Source organism: Cupriavidus pinatubonensis (assembly GCF_019602855.1).
GTDB classification, from domain to species: domain Bacteria; phylum Pseudomonadota; class Gammaproteobacteria; order Burkholderiales; family Burkholderiaceae; genus Cupriavidus; species Cupriavidus pinatubonensis.
The window spans coordinates 1,405,020-1,419,956 of the sequence record NZ_CP080767.1 but is presented as its reverse complement, the minus strand read 5'-3'; the positions used below and the strand labels follow the sequence as shown (position 1 = coordinate 1,419,956).

The window sequence follows — 14,937 nt, the reverse complement described above, 5'->3', positions numbered from 1 at the left end:
CACGCCGGTGGGGTGCCGGATCTGTTACATAGCGCCGCGGCCGGTTACACTTCTGCCGCAAATGAATGGTTGTCCCAGGAGACTTCATGACCGCAACGCCAAACCCTGCCCCTCACCGCGGCGAGACCGTCTTTATCGTCGACGACGATGAAGCGATGCGCGACTCGCTGACCTGGCTGCTGGAGGGCAATGGTTACCAGGTGCGTGCTTTCAGCAGCGCCGAACAGTTCCTGGCGGCTTATGACGCCGGCCAGGTTTCCTGCGTGATCCTCGACGTGCGCATGCCCGGCATGAGCGGCCCGGAACTGCAGGAGCGCATGATCGCCGAGAACATCGACATTCCTATCGTGTTCATTACCGGCCATGGCGATGTGCCGATGGCGGTGTCTACGATGAAGCGCGGCGCAATCGACTTTATCGAAAAGCCGTTCGACGAGTCGGAACTGCGCTCGCTGGTCGAACGCATGCTGCAGAAGGCGCGCACGGATCACTCGGCCGCGCGCGAGCAACGCGCCGCCAAGGACCTGCTGGGCAAGCTGACCACGCGCGAGCAGCAGGTGCTGGAGCGCATCGTGGCCGGCCGCCTGAACAAACAGATCGCCGATGACCTGGGCATTTCCATCAAGACGGTGGAGGCGCACCGCGCCAACATCATGGAAAAGCTCAACGTCAATACCGTGGCCGACCTGCTGCGCCTCGCGCTGTCGCGCAATAGCTGATGCCGCAAGCTGCCCCGGCGCTCGCCGGGGCACGCATCCCTGCCCTGCCGCTCTTCGGCGCACACCTCAGTTCCGCAGGTAATCCTCGTCACGGAACGTCACGACCCATTGCGGCCGGTACACCACAAAGACTGCGACCAGCATGCCGGTCAGGAAGGCCTCGCCAAAGGCAAGGATGACAATGGCCGCGAGCGTGTCGGCCGTGCTGAAGGGCAATCCTGGCGCCATCCAGTGCCGCCAGGCCGCTTCCGCCGCGCCGGCGCCCATGGCGGCCAGTCCCGCGCAGAAATAGCCGTGGCCAAGGATGAACACGAACGGGTGGTGCGGCAGCATGCGGCGCATGAGCCCCTGCAGGGCCGCCGAGATCAACGCCGGCAGCAGCGCCAGCCAGACGTAGCGCACCCAGAGCGACGGCCAGTCGAACAGCGCCCATCCATGGCCGGCCAGGTACTCAAGACCGAACAGCGATACCAGGTCAACCACAAACAACGAGACGAGCGCCAGCGGCAGGCCGAACAGCGTCACCATCAGCGTGGCGCCGAGAAGCTGGATCACAAGACCGCCCACCAGCGTGGCGCGGACCGTCCACAGCAGCGCCACGAACATCATGCCGCCCAGCCACGCATGCTGCAGGGAATCGCGCCGCAGCAGATGCCATGGACGGCGGCTTAGGGCCCAGCCCAGCCCGACGACAGTCAGCACGATGAGCAGCGGGTCGGACAGCAGGGATGGGAGCGCGGTATGCATGCACCGATGCTACCAGTGCCGCCAGGTATCCCGGCTTGCCAGCGGTCAAACGGCCGTGTGGCCACCCGGGGGGCGGAATGCCCGCCCGTGACCCCGTATAATTCGCCTTTAAGCTTTGCCGACCGGGCGCCGCCCCGCGACGGCGCCTTCACTCCGGCCACAAACCCGCCTCTCCCCATGTCTGCACAACTGATCGACGGCAACGCTCTTGCCAAACAAATCCGTTCCGAAGCCGCCGTGCGCGCCGCCCGCCTGACCGAACGCGGCCACCAGCCCGGACTGGCCGTGGTCCTGGTCGGCGAGGACCCTGCCAGCCAGGTCTATGTGCGCAACAAGGTCAAGGCCTGCGAGGACAACGGCTTTCATTCGTCGCTGGACCGCTATCCGGCCGACCTGTCCGAGGCCGAACTGCTGGCCCGCATCGATGCACTGAACAACGATCCGAAGATCCACGGCATCCTGGTGCAGCTGCCGCTGCCCAAGCACATCGACAGCCACAAGGTGCTCGAAGCCATCGCCCCGGAAAAGGACGTGGATGGCTTCCATGTGGCCAATGCCGGGGCGCTGATGACCGGCGCCCCGCTGTTCCGCCCGTGCACGCCGTATGGCTGCATGAAGATGCTGGAATCGATCAGTTACCCGCTGCGCGGCGCGCGCGCGGTGGTGGTCGGCGCCTCGAACATCGTCGGCAAGCCGATGGCCATGCTGCTGCTGCAGGCCGGCGCCACCGTGACCATCTGCAACAGCAAGACGCGCGATATCGGCGCGCATACGCGTGACGCCGACGTGATCGTCGCCGCCGTGGGCAAGCGCAACCTGATCACTGCCGACATGGTCAAGCCCGGCGCGGTCGTCATCGACGTGGGCATGAACCGCGACGACAACGGCAAGCTGTGCGGCGACGTGGACTTCGCCGGCGTGCGCGAGGTGGCTGGCTACATCACGCCGGTGCCTGGCGGCGTTGGCCCGATGACCATCACCATGCTGCTGATCAACACGCTGGAAGCCGCCGAGCGCGCCGCCGGCTAAGCCTGCGCGCCGTTGCGGCACGTGCCGCAACGGCACTGGAAAAGCACCGGGGCTGCCCCAATCTGCAAGCCATTGCCTCTTCAGGCCTGATAACCGAGAACCGCCATGGACCAAGCCGTCAACAATCCACTGCTGGACTTCACCGACCTGCCGCGCTTCTCCGAGATCCGCCCCGAGCACATCAGCCCGGCGCTCGACGTGCTGCTCGAGCGTGCCCAGGCTGCCGTGGCCCGCGCCGAAGACCCCGCCACGCCGGCCGACTGGGGGAATGCCGTCGAGGCACTGGAAACCGCCACCGAGCCGCTGGGGCGCGCGTGGGGCGTGGTCGGCCATCTGAGCGCGGTCGCCGACACGCCGGAACTGCGCAAGGCGCACGCCGAAAACTTGCCGCGCATGACCGAGTTCTGGTCGTCGCTCGGACAGAGCCTGGCGCTCTATGAAAAGTACAAGGCGCTCGCAACCAGCCCCGAGTTCGCCGGCATGGACGCCGCGCGCCACCAGCTGATCGAGAACGAGCTGCGCGGCTTCCGCCTGGGCGGCGCCGAACTGCCCGAAGACAAGAAGCCACGCTTTGCCGAGATCCAGGAACACCAGGCGCAGCTGTCCAAGGCGTTTTCCGACCACGTGCTCGATGCCACCAATGCGTACGCGCTGATCATCGAAGACCCCGCGCGTCTGTCCGGCTTGCCCGAAGACGCGAAGGAAGCCGCGCGCCACGCCGCCGAGAAGGACGGCAAGGCCGGCTGGAAGTTCACACTGCACTTCCCGTCCTATTTCCCCGTGCTCCAATACGCGGACGACCGCGCGCTGCGCCAGACCCTGTACGAAGCCAACGTGACACGTGCGTCGGCGCAGGGCCCGCAGTACGGCAACGGCCAGGCCGATTGGGACAACACGGACAATATGCGCGAGCAGCTCGCGCTGCGCCGCGAAGAAGCGCAGATGCTCGGCTACCAGTGCTACGGCGAAGTCTCGCTGGTGCCGAAGATGGCCGAATCGCCGGCCGAGGTGCTCAAGTTCCTCGATGAACTCGCCGTCAAGGCGCGTCCGTATGCCGAGAAGGACTGGGCCGAACTCAAGGCCTTCGCTGCGGCGGAACTGGGACTGGCCGAACTCGCACCGTGGGACGTCGCCTACGCCTCCGAAAAGCTGCGCGAGCAGCGCTATGCGTTCTCCGAACACGAGGTGAAGCAGTACTTCCCCGAGCACAAGGTGCTGCAGGGCCTGTTCGGTGCTGTGGAGCGGCTGTTCTCGGTCAAGATCCAGCCCGACCAGTCGCAGACCTGGCACAAGGATGTGCGCTTCTTCCGCGTGAGCGCGACCGATGGCACGCTGCTCGCCCAGTTCTATATCGACCTCTATGCGCGCGAGGGCAAGCGCGGCGGTGCGTGGATGGATGATGCGCGTGGGCGCAAGATCCTCGCAGACGGCGAGGTGCAAACACCCGTGGCCTACCTGACCTGCAACTTCTCGTCGCCGGTCGGCGACAAGCCCGCGCTGTTCACGCACGACGAAGTCATCACGCTGTTCCATGAGTTCGGCCATGGCCTGCACCATATGCTGACGCAGGTTGGCGAGTTGGGCGTGTCTGGCATCAACGGCGTGGAATGGGATGCAGTCGAGCTGCCGTCCCAGTTCATGGAGAACTTCTGCTGGGAATTCGAAGTGCTCAGCGGCATGACGCAGCATGTCGACAGCGGCGAGCCGCTGCCGCGCGCGCTGTTTGACCGCATGCTCGCCGCCAAGAATTTCCAGAACGGCATGATGACGCTTCGCCAGATCGTGTTCTCGTCCTTCGACATGCACCTGCACACCGACTTCGATCCGCAAGGTGCCAAGTCGGTGCTCGACCTGTCGCGCGAGATCAACGACCGCGTGCATGTGGTGCCACAGTACCCGCTGTCGCGCTGGCCCAATACCTTCAGCCACATCTTCGCTGGCGGCTATGCCGCGGGCTACTACAGCTACAAGTGGGCTGAAGTGCTGTCGGCCGACGTGTATGCCGCGTTCGAAGAAGCCGCGCAACTTTCGGGCACCGTGCTCGACAGTGAAACCGGCGCTCGCTACCAGCGCGAGATCCTGTCGGTCGGCGGCAGCCGCCCGGCCATGGATTCGTTCGTCGCGTTCCGCGGCCGCGCGCCGCAGATCGACGCGCTGCTGCGCCACGGAGGCATGGCAGCATGAGCGCGGTGCTGCCTACGTCGGGGCCGCTTCGCATTGCGAGCTGGAACGTCAACTCCCTCAAGGTCCGCCTGCCGCAGGTGCTGCAATGGCTGACGGAACAGGAACAGGCCGGCGCGCCGATCGACGCGCTGTGCCTGCAGGAACTGAAGCTGCCTGACGACAAGTATCCGCTTGCGGAACTTGAGAACGCCGGCTTCCACAGCGTGTACACGGGCCAGAAGACGTACAACGGCGTCGCCATCCTTGCGCGCGATGCCAGCATGCCCGGTCCGGTCGACGTGGTGCGCAACATCCCGGGCTTCGAAGATGCGCAGCAGCGCGTCGTGGCAGCCACGTATGGCGACATCCGCCTGGTTTGCGCGTATTTCCCGAACGGGCAGGCGCCGGATTCCGACAAGTTCGTCTACAAGCTCAAGTGGCTCGACGCCATGACGGCATGGCTGCGCGAAGAGCTCGCGAAGTATCCGCGGCTCGCGCTGCTCGGCGATTTCAATATCGCCCCGGAAGACCGCGACGTGCACGATCCGGCCAAGTGGGAAGGCCAGAATCTGGTCTCGCCGCAGGAGCGCGCAGCGTTCACCGCGCTCGTCGAACTCGGTCTGGCCGATGCGTTCCGCAAGTTCGAACAGCCTGAAAAAGCGTTCTCGTGGTGGGACTACCGCATGTTCGCCTTCCGGCGCAATGCCGGCCTGCGCATCGACCACATCCTGCTGTCGCCGGAACTGGCCAGCAGCTGCTCGGCATGCGTGATCGACCGCGCGCCGCGCACCTGGGAGCAGCCGTCCGATCACACGCCGGTGGTCGCCACGCTGAACTGCGGCTGAACCGCGTGCTCCGTTCACGCAAGTCCGGGCAAGCCCGGCTCGCGGCGAACGGGGTGCGCCGCTACACTGCGGCGATGACCCCCGCATCACCCCGCCGTCGCCAACGCACTGGTTTGCCAAGGCTGGCCCGCCATACGGCGCCGGCCGCGTCATCGCGCAGCGTGCTGCCGATGCCTGCCCTCCTCCCTTTTCCCCGCCCATGACTGTCTCCGCAACCAGCCCCGGCACCCGGCTGCAGCGCCTGCTTCCCTGGACGCAACGCGTATCCCGCGCCACGTTGCGCGCGGACGGGATAGCGGGCTTGCTCGGCGCCGTGCTCGTGCTGCCGCAAGGCGTGGCATTTGCCACGCTCGCGGGCCTGCCGCCCGAGTACGGCATCTACACGGCTGTGGTGCCGTGCATTGTCGCCGCACTGTTTGGATCAAGCTGGCACGTGATGTCGGGCCCGACCAACGCCAATTCGCTCGCGCTGTTTGCGATGCTGAGCCCCGTGGCATTCGCTGGGAGCCCGGCGTATATCGGCCTGGCGCTGTCGGTCACGATCCTGGTCGGGCTCATGCAACTGGCGGTCGGCACGCTGCGGCTTGGCACACTGGCCAACTTCATTTCCCCCTCCGTCTTGCTCGGCTTCACGTGTGGCGCGGCCACGCTGATCGGCCTGTACGCGCTCAAGGACCTGTTTGGCCTGGCGGTGCCCACCGGCACAAGCGCGTTCGGCGTGCTGCGTTTCCTGTCCGACAACGTTGACGCGATCAACTGGGGGGCTGCCACCGTGGGCGCGGTCACGCTCGGGGCAACGCTGCTGTTCAAGCGGCTTGGCAAGCGGCTGCCGTTCATGCTGCTCGGACTCATGGCCGGCTACGGCGTCGCCCTGCTGCTGAACCGCACCGGCTGGGGCGGCGGACACCATGTCAACGTGGTCGGGCCGATTCCCTCCGCCATCCCGGCCTTCCATGTGCCCGATATCTCGTGGCGCAGCGTGCCGGACCTGCTCGGCATTGCCTCGGCCCTTACCATCGTTGCGCTGGGCCAGTCGATCTCGATTGCCAAGGCCGTGGCGCTGCGGTCAGGCCAGCATATTGACGCCAACCGCGAGTTCATCGGCCAGGGGCTGTCCAATATCGCCGGGGGCCTGTTCTCCGGCTATATCTCGTGCGGTTCGCTTAATCGTTCAGTACCGAACTTCGAAGCCGGCGCGAAGACGCCGCTGGCCAGCGTGTTCTCGGCACTCTGGCTCTTGGCACTGGTCGCCGTCAGCGCGTCGCTTCTGGCGCAGATTCCGCTCGCCGCGATCGCGGCCATGCTGCTGCTTGTCGCATGGGGACTCTTCGACTTCGCGCGCCTGCGGCGCATCGCGGCGCTGAGTCGTACGGAGTTCGCTATCGCGGTCGGCACATTTGCCGCCACGCTGATGATCCGCCTGGAGATGGCGGTGCTGCTTGGCACGATCCTGTCGCTGGTTGCCTACCTGTACCGTACTTCACGACCCGCGGTGCGCAGCCTCGTACCCGACGCCGACGATCCGGGCCGCCGCTTCACGCCACTGGACGAACTGCATCGGCCTCAACCGGAGTGCCCGCAACTCAAACTGCTGCGCATGGAAGGCGCCATCTACTTTGGCGCCGTGCAATACGTGACGGATCGGCTGCACTGGCTGCGCACGGTCAATGCCAGCCAGAAGCACTTGCTGGCGATGACCAAGAGCATGAACTTCATCGACCTGGCCGGCGCGGAGATGTGGGAAGCCGAACTGTCGGAGCGGCGTGCCGCCGGCGGCGACCTGTACTTCCACCGTCCGCGCACGCAGGTGCTGCAGACGTGGGAGCAGACCGGGTTCACCGGCAAGCTCGGTCCCGACCACGTCTTCTCGACGAAGCGTCAGGCGCTGCACACCATCATCGGCCAGCTGTCGCCCGATGTCTGCGCGCAGTGCAAGGTGCGCATCTTCGAAGAGTGCGCCCAACGCCCCGGCGCGCAAACGCACGCAGAAACGCTATGACGTCAGCGTCGGAAAAACAGAATCCAGTGGATTGAGACGGGAAGCTGACACCGGAGAGAGCCCGTGCAGCGAGGGTATGACAAGTTAGCCGTAGCGGCTGCGTGGAATGCAGTGCTACCGGGATGAGGCTGATGTGAGATGGGCGCCCGCGGCTTGCCTGCGGCTGGCCGGGGCATCCATCCGAATCAGACCGGCGCCACGTGTGCGCGCTTGACGACGACCGGCTGCGGGACGCCCTGTTCTATCAGCACCACCGCTGCACGTTCGATCGTATCGCGGCCGGCGCGGAAGGCTTCTTCCAGCGAAAGAACCTGATCGGCACTGAATCCTTCCCACAGTGCTTCGCGTGTCACCACGCACGTTACCTGCTCGCCATTGACGATCGCGTGGAACAGCAGGCCTTCGTTGTTGATGTCGTAGCGCTCTTGCTCCTGGAACTTGATTTCCATCGGTGCAGCCCTCCATATGCAAGTGGAGAAACATCCTAACATGGCCGGAGCGATATCGTATGCGCCGACCCTCGCTGATGCGCTCAATCGAATGACAACCGGATGGGGCCGCCGGTTCCATTGCGGCGCCGAGCGATGCCGACGCCGCAAGCCGTAATGCCTCGCATGCCAAACATGATTCATGCACACAGGTGTTTGACAAACTCCGAAATCATGTTAAAATCTTTTTCTTCGTTGGGGCGTTAGCTCAGTTGGTAGAGCAGCGGACTCTTAATCCGTAGGTCGAGTGTTCGAGTCACTCACGCCCCACCAGCGAATTCGAAAAAAGGGCCAACCGCAAGGTTGGCCCTTTTTGTTTTCCGGCGTCTGATTGGATTATTCAGTGCCTGCCAGATAGCAGGCACCAAGACACGCTCAGGCTCCGCCGTCGCGTGCGCGCTCGAACAATGTGCGCGCGAGCTGTCGGTGCTGCGACAGTACGACCGGCAGGTCAGCCGTCAGCAGTTCGCCGTCACGAACGACGACCCTGCCATTGATCACGCTGGTCGCCACATTCGCGGGCGTGCAAAACACCAGCGACGCGACGGGGTCATGTCCGCCGCCGGCAAAGCCCACGGCCGACATATCGAACGCCACGAAATCGGCCGCCATGCCCGGCGCCAGCGCGCCAATGTCATCACGGTTCAGCACTCGCGCACCACCGAGCGTTGCAATCTCCAGCGCCTCACGCGCACTCATCGCGGCCGGGCCAAATCCGACACGTTGCAACAGCAGTGCCTGGCGCGCTTCGCCAAGCATGTGGGCGCCATCGTTCGAGGCGCTGCCATCCACACCCAGCCCGACCTTGACGCCGGCATCGCGCATGGCGCGCACCGGCGCGATACCGGATGCCAGCCGCATGTTCGAGCATGGGCAATGCGCTACGCCCGTGCCGGTACGCGCAAACAGCGCAATCCCTTCGTCATCCAGCTTCACGCAGTGGGCATGCCAGACATCGTGTCCGACCCAGCCGAGGTCCTCGGCATACTGCGCGGGCGTGAGGCCGAACTTCTCGCGCGAATAGGCGATGTCGTTATCGTTCTCGGCCAGGTGGGTATGCAGCGAAACGCCGTAGTGACGGGCCATGACCGCCGATTCGCGCATCAGGTCGCGCGACACGGAGAACGGCGAGCACGGCGCAAGCACCATGCGCAGCATCGCGTGGCGCGAGCCGTCGTGGTATTGCTCCACGAGTCGCTGGCTGTCGCGCAGGATTGCGGCCTCCTCCTCCACCACCACATCGGGCGGGAGACCGCCCTTGCTGCGGCCGACGCTCATCGAGCCGCGTGCCGCGTGGAAACGCATGCCCATTTCCTGCGCCGCGGCGATCGAATCATCAAGGCGCGAGCCGTTTGGATAGAGGTACAGATGATCGCTCGTGGTCGTGCATCCCGACAGCATCAGTTCGGCCATCGCGGTCTTGGTCGAAATGCGGATCATCTCCGGCGTCAGGTGCGACCACAGCATGTAGAGATTGGTCAGCCACGAAAACAGCTCGGCATCCTGCGCGGCGGGCACCGCGCGCGTCAGACTTTGGTACATGTGATGGTGCGTATTGACCAGGCCCGGCGTCACCACGTGGCCGCGCATGTCGATGATCTGTGCCGTACCGTCGTCGATCTTGCGGCGATACTCGAGCGGCAGATCCGCCGTAGTCCCGACCCATTGCACCGCAGGACCTTCGGCAACCAGCGCGCCATCGGGAATTTCTCGCCGTTGCGCGTCCATGGTGACGAGCACATCGGCATTCAGGGCGATCAGGGTCATATCGGCAACTCTCGGCGGATTGGCATGGGGCGAGTCTATGACTCGCGCCGTCAATCCGAAAGCGCAGAATTTCGCCAACGATGTCCACAAAAAGTGGACACCTACGCGATCAATGCCCTTGCGCGAACAGCGCGGCCAACCGCTCGCCGATATCTGCCGCCATCAACTCGGCCGCCGGACTCAGCACGGTCTGCGCGCGTGCGACGAGCGCCAGCGTCTGGCGCCGCAGGTAGCGGTCGCGCAGCGGCACCAGGACGAGAGCACCGCGCTCGCGCTCATCCATGATGTCGAGTGGATTGAGCAGCGCAATGCCGCTACCCAGCATGACCAGGCGCTGGATCAGCGCCATCGAGGTCGACTCGGCAGCAGGCGTCACGTCAATTGCATGACGCGCAAAGGCATCGTCGAGAATCGCGCGGATGGATAGCGATGGCGCCGGCAGCACGAGCGGATAGCCGACGCATTCACTTAGCAAGACCGACGGTTGTGCCGCCAACTCATGACCGGGAGGTACCACAGCACCGATCTGCCAGTCGCTCGTCCCCAGGATCCGCAGCGCCGGCGCGGCAGGCAGGTCATAGCCGAGGCCGAGGTCAGCGTCGCCCTGCTCGACAGCCAGGACGATATCGGCAATCGGCAGGTCGACCACCCGCACAACAATGCCCGGATACCGCTGGTGAAATTCGTGGGTCAGCGACGGCATCAACGATCCGGCCAGCCCGGCCGTCACCGCTACCGTCACCTCGCCCCTCCGGGCACCTTTGAACTCTTCGATCCGCTCACGCAGCGCCTCATGCTCACGCAGTGTCTGCCGGACGTGCGCGAGCACCATCTCACCAAGCGGTGTCAGGCGCAGACGTTTGTTGATGCGGTCGAAGACCGGCGCACCAAGCTCGGCTTCCAGATCGAGGATCTGCCGGTTGATCGCCGTGGGCGCCACATGCAGAGACTCGGCGGCCTTGCGGATGGAGCCGCGGCGTACCACCTCATCCAGATAGCGCAGGATCCGGGCATGCATGAACGTTGTCGGAACGGCCGTTGGGAACGGTCGGCATTGTAGCCTTGAGTGCATCAAAAGAAATTTCCACTTCCCTATTGCGTCTTACTAGATACCTTGCTAAAATCTTTTTCTTCGTTGGGGCGTTAGCTCAGTTGGTAGAGCAGCGGACTCTTAATCCGTAGGTCGAGTGTTCGAGTCACTCACGCCCCACCAGCGAATTCGAAAAAAGGGCCAACCGCAAGGTTGGCCTTTTTGCTTTTCGCCCTCCCTCGTCCACACGGACCGCTGCCTCCCACGGCAGCACGCCTCGTTTCTTGATACGCGGGTTCTTACCGATACCGTTTCCCGCCCTTTCCCTGTTGAATGGCCGTCGGCGCACAACGCGGAACGTAGTTCCGTATTGCGGAACAAATCGTTTCGATGCTGTTGGCTGGCTATCGCATAACGATAATCAGTCCGCTGAGCCAGGACCGGACGCGATTCACCGACAAGCGCAGGCGAACCATAATCGTCCCGAAGAACGCCCCAGTATCCGGACTGGCCGACAATCAGTGAATGAAGAACGGAGGCACTCCTTGAAAGCAGTTCTCAAAGCAGGCGCTGCGGCCTGCATCGCGGCCCTTGGCCTGTTCCACGTCAGCGCGCAGGCGCAGAGCTACCCGACCAAGCCGGTCCGACTAATCGTGCCGTTCGCGGCAGGCGGCACTACCGATATCGTCGCGCGCGCCGTTTCCGACGCGCTCGGCCGTGAACTCGGTCAGCCCGTCGTGGTGGAAAACCGTGGCGGTGGCGGCGGCGCGATCGGCGCCGATGCACTGGCCAAGTCCGCGCCGGACGGCTACACGCTGGGCATCGCCACAGTGAGCACGATGGCCACCAACCCGGCCACCAACGCCCGCAACCCGTATGACCCGATCAAGGACTTCGCGCCGATCACCAACCTGGTAAACGTGCCGAACGTGCTGACGGTCAACCCGAAGGTTCCCGCCAAGACGCTGAAGGAATTCGTCGCACTGCTGAAGGCCAGCCCGGGCAAGTACAGCTACGCGTCGGCTGGCAAGGGCAGCATTTCGCACCTGGATGGCGAGCTGTTCAAGGACATCACCAAGACCGACATGGTCCATATTCCGTACCGCGGATCGGGTCCGGCGCTGAACGACACGCTGGCCGGCCAGGTCAACGTGCAGTTCGATAACCTGCCGTCCTCGATGCCGTTCATCCAGGCCGGCAAGCTGCGCGCACTGGCTGTGGCCGCGCCCAAGCGTGTGGAAGGGTTGCCTGACGTGCCGACCTTTGCGGAAGCTGGCATGAAGGACATGAACAATATGGCATGGTATGGTCTGGTCGCACCAGCCAACACGCCTGCCGCCATTATCACGCGCGTGCATGACGCCGCCGTCAAGGCGCTGCAGGATCCGGCGGTCAAGCGTCGACTGGCGGATAGCGGCGCCTATCCCGACGGCAACACGTCGGCGCAGTATGCCGCCCAGATCAAACGTGAACTGGACCTGCGCAAGAAGATTGCGCATGACCAGAACATCACGCTGGAATAAGCGGTCTCTCGCCAAGCAAGAAGCCGGCTGCGATCCAGCCGGCTTTTTTTATGCTTAAGCCCGCACTATCAGGGATCTCAGATACTTATTTTGCGTCAACTTGATCTTGCACAGTACCGTTCAGGACGAGAAGGCGTTCAATACATTCAGAAGAAAGTTTCACTTTGCGGACCAGCGCCGTCTCGGTAAATTAGCCGTGGAGTCCGCCAAACTCGGCCCCAACCGGATCGCGCAGGCGCTGCGCGACCGCTACTCGCGAGGATGAAGATGCTCAAGAAAACCGTTCCCACCCTGATCGTTGCCGCGCTTGCTGCCTTCGGTGCTACCCAGCTTGCGTACGCGCAGAAGAACTACACGGAGGGCGGCGACTTGTACGGCGGCAGCCACGCCAAGAAGAAGGCCAGTCCGAACCAGAGCGCCGCCAAATCTGGCAAGTTCGACCCATACACGGATGGTGCGAAGCAGTCGACCAAGGCTGACCTGGCTGGCAAGAAGCTCGACCCGAACACCGATGGTGCGAAGGTGGGCAAGTACGATCCGTACACCGACGGTGCCAAGTCCGGCAAGCCTGACCCGTACACCGACGGCGCAAAGGCCGGCAAGTTCGACCCGTACACCGACGGTGCCAAGGCACCTGCGGCCAAGTCGCAGTAAGCCCCTTAGGCCTGCTTTCCAGAGCAGGCCACGGAAACAAGACAGCCCGCATTTGCGGGCTGTTTGCTTATGGCGCTGAAGGAAGCCGGCTATCAGGCAGCCATGGCATGCTGGGGCACGGACTCGCGCATCGTGCCGCGATCGCGATATCGCACGTGCCAGGACAGCGCTTCTTCGAGCAAGTGCGGCGTCTGACCGCCCAGGCGGCTGGCGCGGCGGAAGTAGTCACCCAGCACATCGCGGTAGGCCGGGTCAGCGCAGTTGTCGATGATCTGCCTGGCACGCTCGCGCGGTGCAAGGCCACGCAAGTCGGCCAGACCGTGTTCGGTCACGATGATGTCGACATCATGCTCGGTGTGGTCCACATGCGAGACCATCGGCACGATGCTGGAGATATCCCCGCCCTTGGCCACCGACTTGGTCACGAACACCGACAGATGCGCGTTGCGAGCGAAGTCGCCGGAGCCGCCGATGCCGTTCATCATGTGCGTGCCGCCGACATGCGTCGAATTGACGTTGCCGTAGATGTCGCACTCGAGCGCGGTGTTGATGGTGATCAGCCCGAGCCGGCGCAAGATCTCCGGATGGTTGCTGATCTCCTGCGGCCGCAGCACCAGGCGCGAGCGGTACCGCTCCAGGTTGGCCAGGAAATGCTGGTAGACCGACCGTGACAGTGTCACCGACGAGGCCGATGCGAACGCAAGCCGGCCCGAATCGAGCAACTCGATCGTGCTGTCCTGCAGCACCTCCGAGTACATCTTCAGGTCGTGGAACGGCGAGTCGATCAGGCCGTGCAGCACCGCGTTCGAGATCGTGCCAATGCCGGCCTGCAGCGGCTGCAGCGACGGCGTCAGTCGTCCGGCGCGCACTTCGCGATCCAGGAATGTACTCAGATGTCCCGCAATATCACGCGTGCCTTCGTCGGGCGGCAGCGCGTTGGACGGGCTGTCGTCCTTGCCGGTGATAACGATGGCGGCAATCTTTTCGGGATCGATCGGGATATACGGCAGGCCGATGCGCTGCTCGGCGGAGATCAGCGGAATGGGCTGCCGGTACGGGCGCTGCACCGGGAAGTAGATGTCATGGAAACCTTCGAGCGCGAGCGGCATGTTCATGTTGATCTCGACGATCACCTTGCGTGCCAGCATGGCAAAGCTCGCCGAGTTGCCGACCGACGTGCTGGGCACGATGCCGCCCTGCTCCGTGATCGCCACCGCTTCGACCACCGCTACGTCCACCGGGGCAATCTGGCCGGAGCGCAATTGCTCGACCGTTTCAGACAGATGCTGATCGATGAACATGACCTCGCCCGCGTTGATCTTGCGGCGCAGCGTCTCATCGGACTGGAACGGCAGCCGGCGCGCGATCACATCGGCCTGCGCCAGCACCTTGTCGATGTCGTTGCCGAGCGATGCGCCGGTCATCAGCGTGATGCGCAGCGGCTCGGTGGCGGCGCGGCGCGCCAGCGCAAATGGCACTTCCTTGCAGTCGCCTGCCCGGGTGAAGCCGCTCATGCCCACTGTCATGCCATCGCGGATAAGCTCGGCGGCCACGTCGGCCGAGACCACCTTGTCGAGCAGCCGCGGCAGGCGAATGCGTTCCTTGTACATCAACATCTCCGGTTGCCGGGCGGTTCCGGTCCGCCCGTGCGCCCCTTGGCTTTAGCGCCGGGGTTGGAAAAGCAGTGTAGCCACGCGCATACATTCCCACAGGGATATAAATTCATACGTTTAAGTCGCAATCTTCATAGCTGGTGCGCGAAGTGAAGTGCCGGCAATGTCGCTTGCATTGGGCGCCATGTGACGCTGTGGCTTGGCGCACGACAGGACAAACCCTAGGGAACATACAAAAAACATTCGCTTCTGGTAGTGTCTGCCGCTATCAGGAAAGACCGCCCCGATTTGACCCTGATTTCGAGGCGCGGCACCTGTGCCGCCCGGGCCGGCCAAGCTCCGGCCCAAGAGCGTTGTAAT

Annotated in this window: 12 protein-coding genes and 2 tRNA genes; 9 read left to right on the top strand and 5 right to left on the bottom strand. The window is 64.1% G+C overall.

The features are described from left to right. Positions 1–86 precede the first annotated feature (86 nt). The gene (locus tag K2O51_RS19185; RefSeq protein WP_011297471.1) at positions 87–719 is read left to right on the top strand and encodes a response regulator transcription factor; all 633 of its coding nucleotides are present in this window, start codon (positions 87–89) and stop codon (positions 717–719) included. Positions 720–785: 66 nt separating this feature from the next. Here K2O51_RS19185 and K2O51_RS19180 read toward each other — a convergent pair whose 3' ends face one another. Continuing rightward, the gene (locus K2O51_RS19180; protein WP_011297470.1) at positions 786–1,466 is read right to left on the bottom strand and encodes a hypothetical protein; all 681 of its coding nucleotides are present in this window, start codon (positions 1,464–1,466) and stop codon (positions 786–788) included. Between the two features lie 177 nt (positions 1,467–1,643). Here K2O51_RS19180 and folD point away from each other — a divergent pair, with 177 nt between their 5' ends. The 4 genes from folD to K2O51_RS19160 all read left to right on the top strand — a co-directional run bounded on the left by folD (position 1,644) and on the right by K2O51_RS19160 (position 7,502). Beyond that, the gene (folD, locus tag K2O51_RS19175; RefSeq protein ID WP_011297469.1) at positions 1,644–2,495 is read left to right on the top strand and encodes a bifunctional methylenetetrahydrofolate dehydrogenase/methenyltetrahydrofolate cyclohydrolase FolD; all 852 of its coding nucleotides are present in this window, start codon (positions 1,644–1,646) and stop codon (positions 2,493–2,495) included. 105 nt (positions 2,496–2,600) lie between these two features. Further along, on the top strand, positions 2,601–4,679 hold the full coding sequence (locus K2O51_RS19170) for a M3 family metallopeptidase (protein ID WP_140950181.1): 2,079 nt from the start codon (positions 2,601–2,603) through the stop codon (positions 4,677–4,679). Further along, a complete protein-coding gene (gene xth, locus K2O51_RS19165; protein ID WP_011297467.1) occupies positions 4,676–5,503 on the top strand; it encodes an exodeoxyribonuclease III in 828 nt (275 codons plus the stop codon). Before K2O51_RS19170 ends, xth begins: the two co-directional genes overlap by 4 nt. A 199-nt stretch (positions 5,504–5,702) precedes the next feature. Continuing rightward, positions 5,703–7,502, top strand: coding sequence for a SulP family inorganic anion transporter (locus K2O51_RS19160; RefSeq protein ID WP_140950182.1), 1,800 nt, complete (start codon positions 5,703–5,705; stop codon positions 7,500–7,502). 185 nt (positions 7,503–7,687) lie between these two features. Here the strand turns inward: K2O51_RS19160 and K2O51_RS19155 are convergent, their stop codons facing one another. After that, positions 7,688–7,951: a DUF1488 family protein gene (locus K2O51_RS19155; RefSeq protein ID WP_011297465.1), complete on the bottom strand. Its 264-nt coding sequence runs from the start codon at positions 7,949–7,951 to the stop codon at positions 7,688–7,690. A 236-nt stretch (positions 7,952–8,187) separates the two neighbouring features. On the opposite strand from K2O51_RS19155, the gene K2O51_RS19150 reads away from it, so the two are divergent. Further along, positions 8,188–8,263: transfer RNA gene (locus tag K2O51_RS19150), tRNA-Lys, on the top strand. Between the two features lie 102 nt (positions 8,264–8,365). On the opposite strand, the gene K2O51_RS19145 is transcribed toward K2O51_RS19150, so the two are convergent. Together K2O51_RS19145 and K2O51_RS19140 are read right to left on the bottom strand one after the other, a co-directional pair. Further along, positions 8,366–9,757, bottom strand: coding sequence for an 8-oxoguanine deaminase (locus tag K2O51_RS19145; protein ID WP_041679561.1), 1,392 nt, complete (start codon positions 9,755–9,757; stop codon positions 8,366–8,368). A gap of 109 nt (positions 9,758–9,866) precedes the next feature. After that, positions 9,867–10,775, bottom strand: coding sequence for a LysR family transcriptional regulator (locus K2O51_RS19140; protein WP_041679560.1), 909 nt, complete (start codon positions 10,773–10,775; stop codon positions 9,867–9,869). Positions 10,776–10,894: 119 nt separating this feature from the next. On the opposite strand from K2O51_RS19140, the gene K2O51_RS19135 reads away from it, so the two are divergent. The 3 genes from K2O51_RS19135 (at position 10,895) to K2O51_RS19125 (ending at position 12,964) form a co-directional block, all read left to right on the top strand. Then, a tRNA-Lys gene (locus tag K2O51_RS19135) sits at positions 10,895–10,970 on the top strand. Between the two features lie 362 nt (positions 10,971–11,332). Continuing rightward, positions 11,333–12,310, top strand: coding sequence for a tripartite tricarboxylate transporter substrate binding protein BugE (locus K2O51_RS19130; protein ID WP_011297462.1), 978 nt, complete (start codon positions 11,333–11,335; stop codon positions 12,308–12,310). Between the two features lie 267 nt (positions 12,311–12,577). After that, on the top strand, positions 12,578–12,964 hold the full coding sequence (locus K2O51_RS19125) for a hypothetical protein (RefSeq protein ID WP_011297461.1): 387 nt from the start codon (positions 12,578–12,580) through the stop codon (positions 12,962–12,964). A 92-nt stretch (positions 12,965–13,056) separates the two neighbouring features. Here the strand turns inward: K2O51_RS19125 and scpC are convergent, their stop codons facing one another. Beyond that, positions 13,057–14,574, bottom strand: coding sequence for a succinyl-CoA:acetate CoA-transferase ScpC (scpC, locus tag K2O51_RS19120; protein ID WP_011297460.1), 1,518 nt, complete (start codon positions 14,572–14,574; stop codon positions 13,057–13,059). Positions 14,575–14,937: the final 363 nt, after the last annotated feature.

What these genes read in the sequence shown, in the direction of transcription:
- scpC (WP_011297460.1), bottom strand. Translation starts at nt 14,574, where the DNA reads ATGTACAAGGAACGCATTCGCCTGCCGCGGCTGCTCGACAAGGTGGTC.
- folD (WP_011297469.1), top strand. Translation starts at nt 1,644, where the DNA reads ATGTCTGCACAACTGATCGACGGCAACGCTCTTGCCAAACAAATCCGT.
- K2O51_RS19180 (WP_011297470.1), bottom strand. Translation starts at nt 1,466, where the DNA reads ATGCATACCGCGCTCCCATCCCTGCTGTCCGACCCGCTGCTCATCGTG.
- xth (WP_011297467.1), top strand. Translation starts at nt 4,676, where the DNA reads ATGAGCGCGGTGCTGCCTACGTCGGGGCCGCTTCGCATTGCGAGCTGG.
- K2O51_RS19155 (WP_011297465.1), bottom strand. Translation starts at nt 7,951, where the DNA reads ATGGAAATCAAGTTCCAGGAGCAAGAGCGCTACGACATCAACAACGAA.
- K2O51_RS19185 (WP_011297471.1), top strand. Translation starts at nt 87, where the DNA reads ATGACCGCAACGCCAAACCCTGCCCCTCACCGCGGCGAGACCGTCTTT.
- K2O51_RS19170 (WP_140950181.1), top strand. Translation starts at nt 2,601, where the DNA reads ATGGACCAAGCCGTCAACAATCCACTGCTGGACTTCACCGACCTGCCG.
- K2O51_RS19140 (WP_041679560.1), bottom strand. Translation starts at nt 10,775, where the DNA reads ATGCATGCCCGGATCCTGCGCTATCTGGATGAGGTGGTACGCCGCGGC.
- K2O51_RS19125 (WP_011297461.1), top strand. Translation starts at nt 12,578, where the DNA reads ATGCTCAAGAAAACCGTTCCCACCCTGATCGTTGCCGCGCTTGCTGCC.
- K2O51_RS19160 (WP_140950182.1), top strand. Translation starts at nt 5,703, where the DNA reads ATGACTGTCTCCGCAACCAGCCCCGGCACCCGGCTGCAGCGCCTGCTT.
- K2O51_RS19145 (WP_041679561.1), bottom strand. Translation starts at nt 9,757, where the DNA reads ATGACCCTGATCGCCCTGAATGCCGATGTGCTCGTCACCATGGACGCG.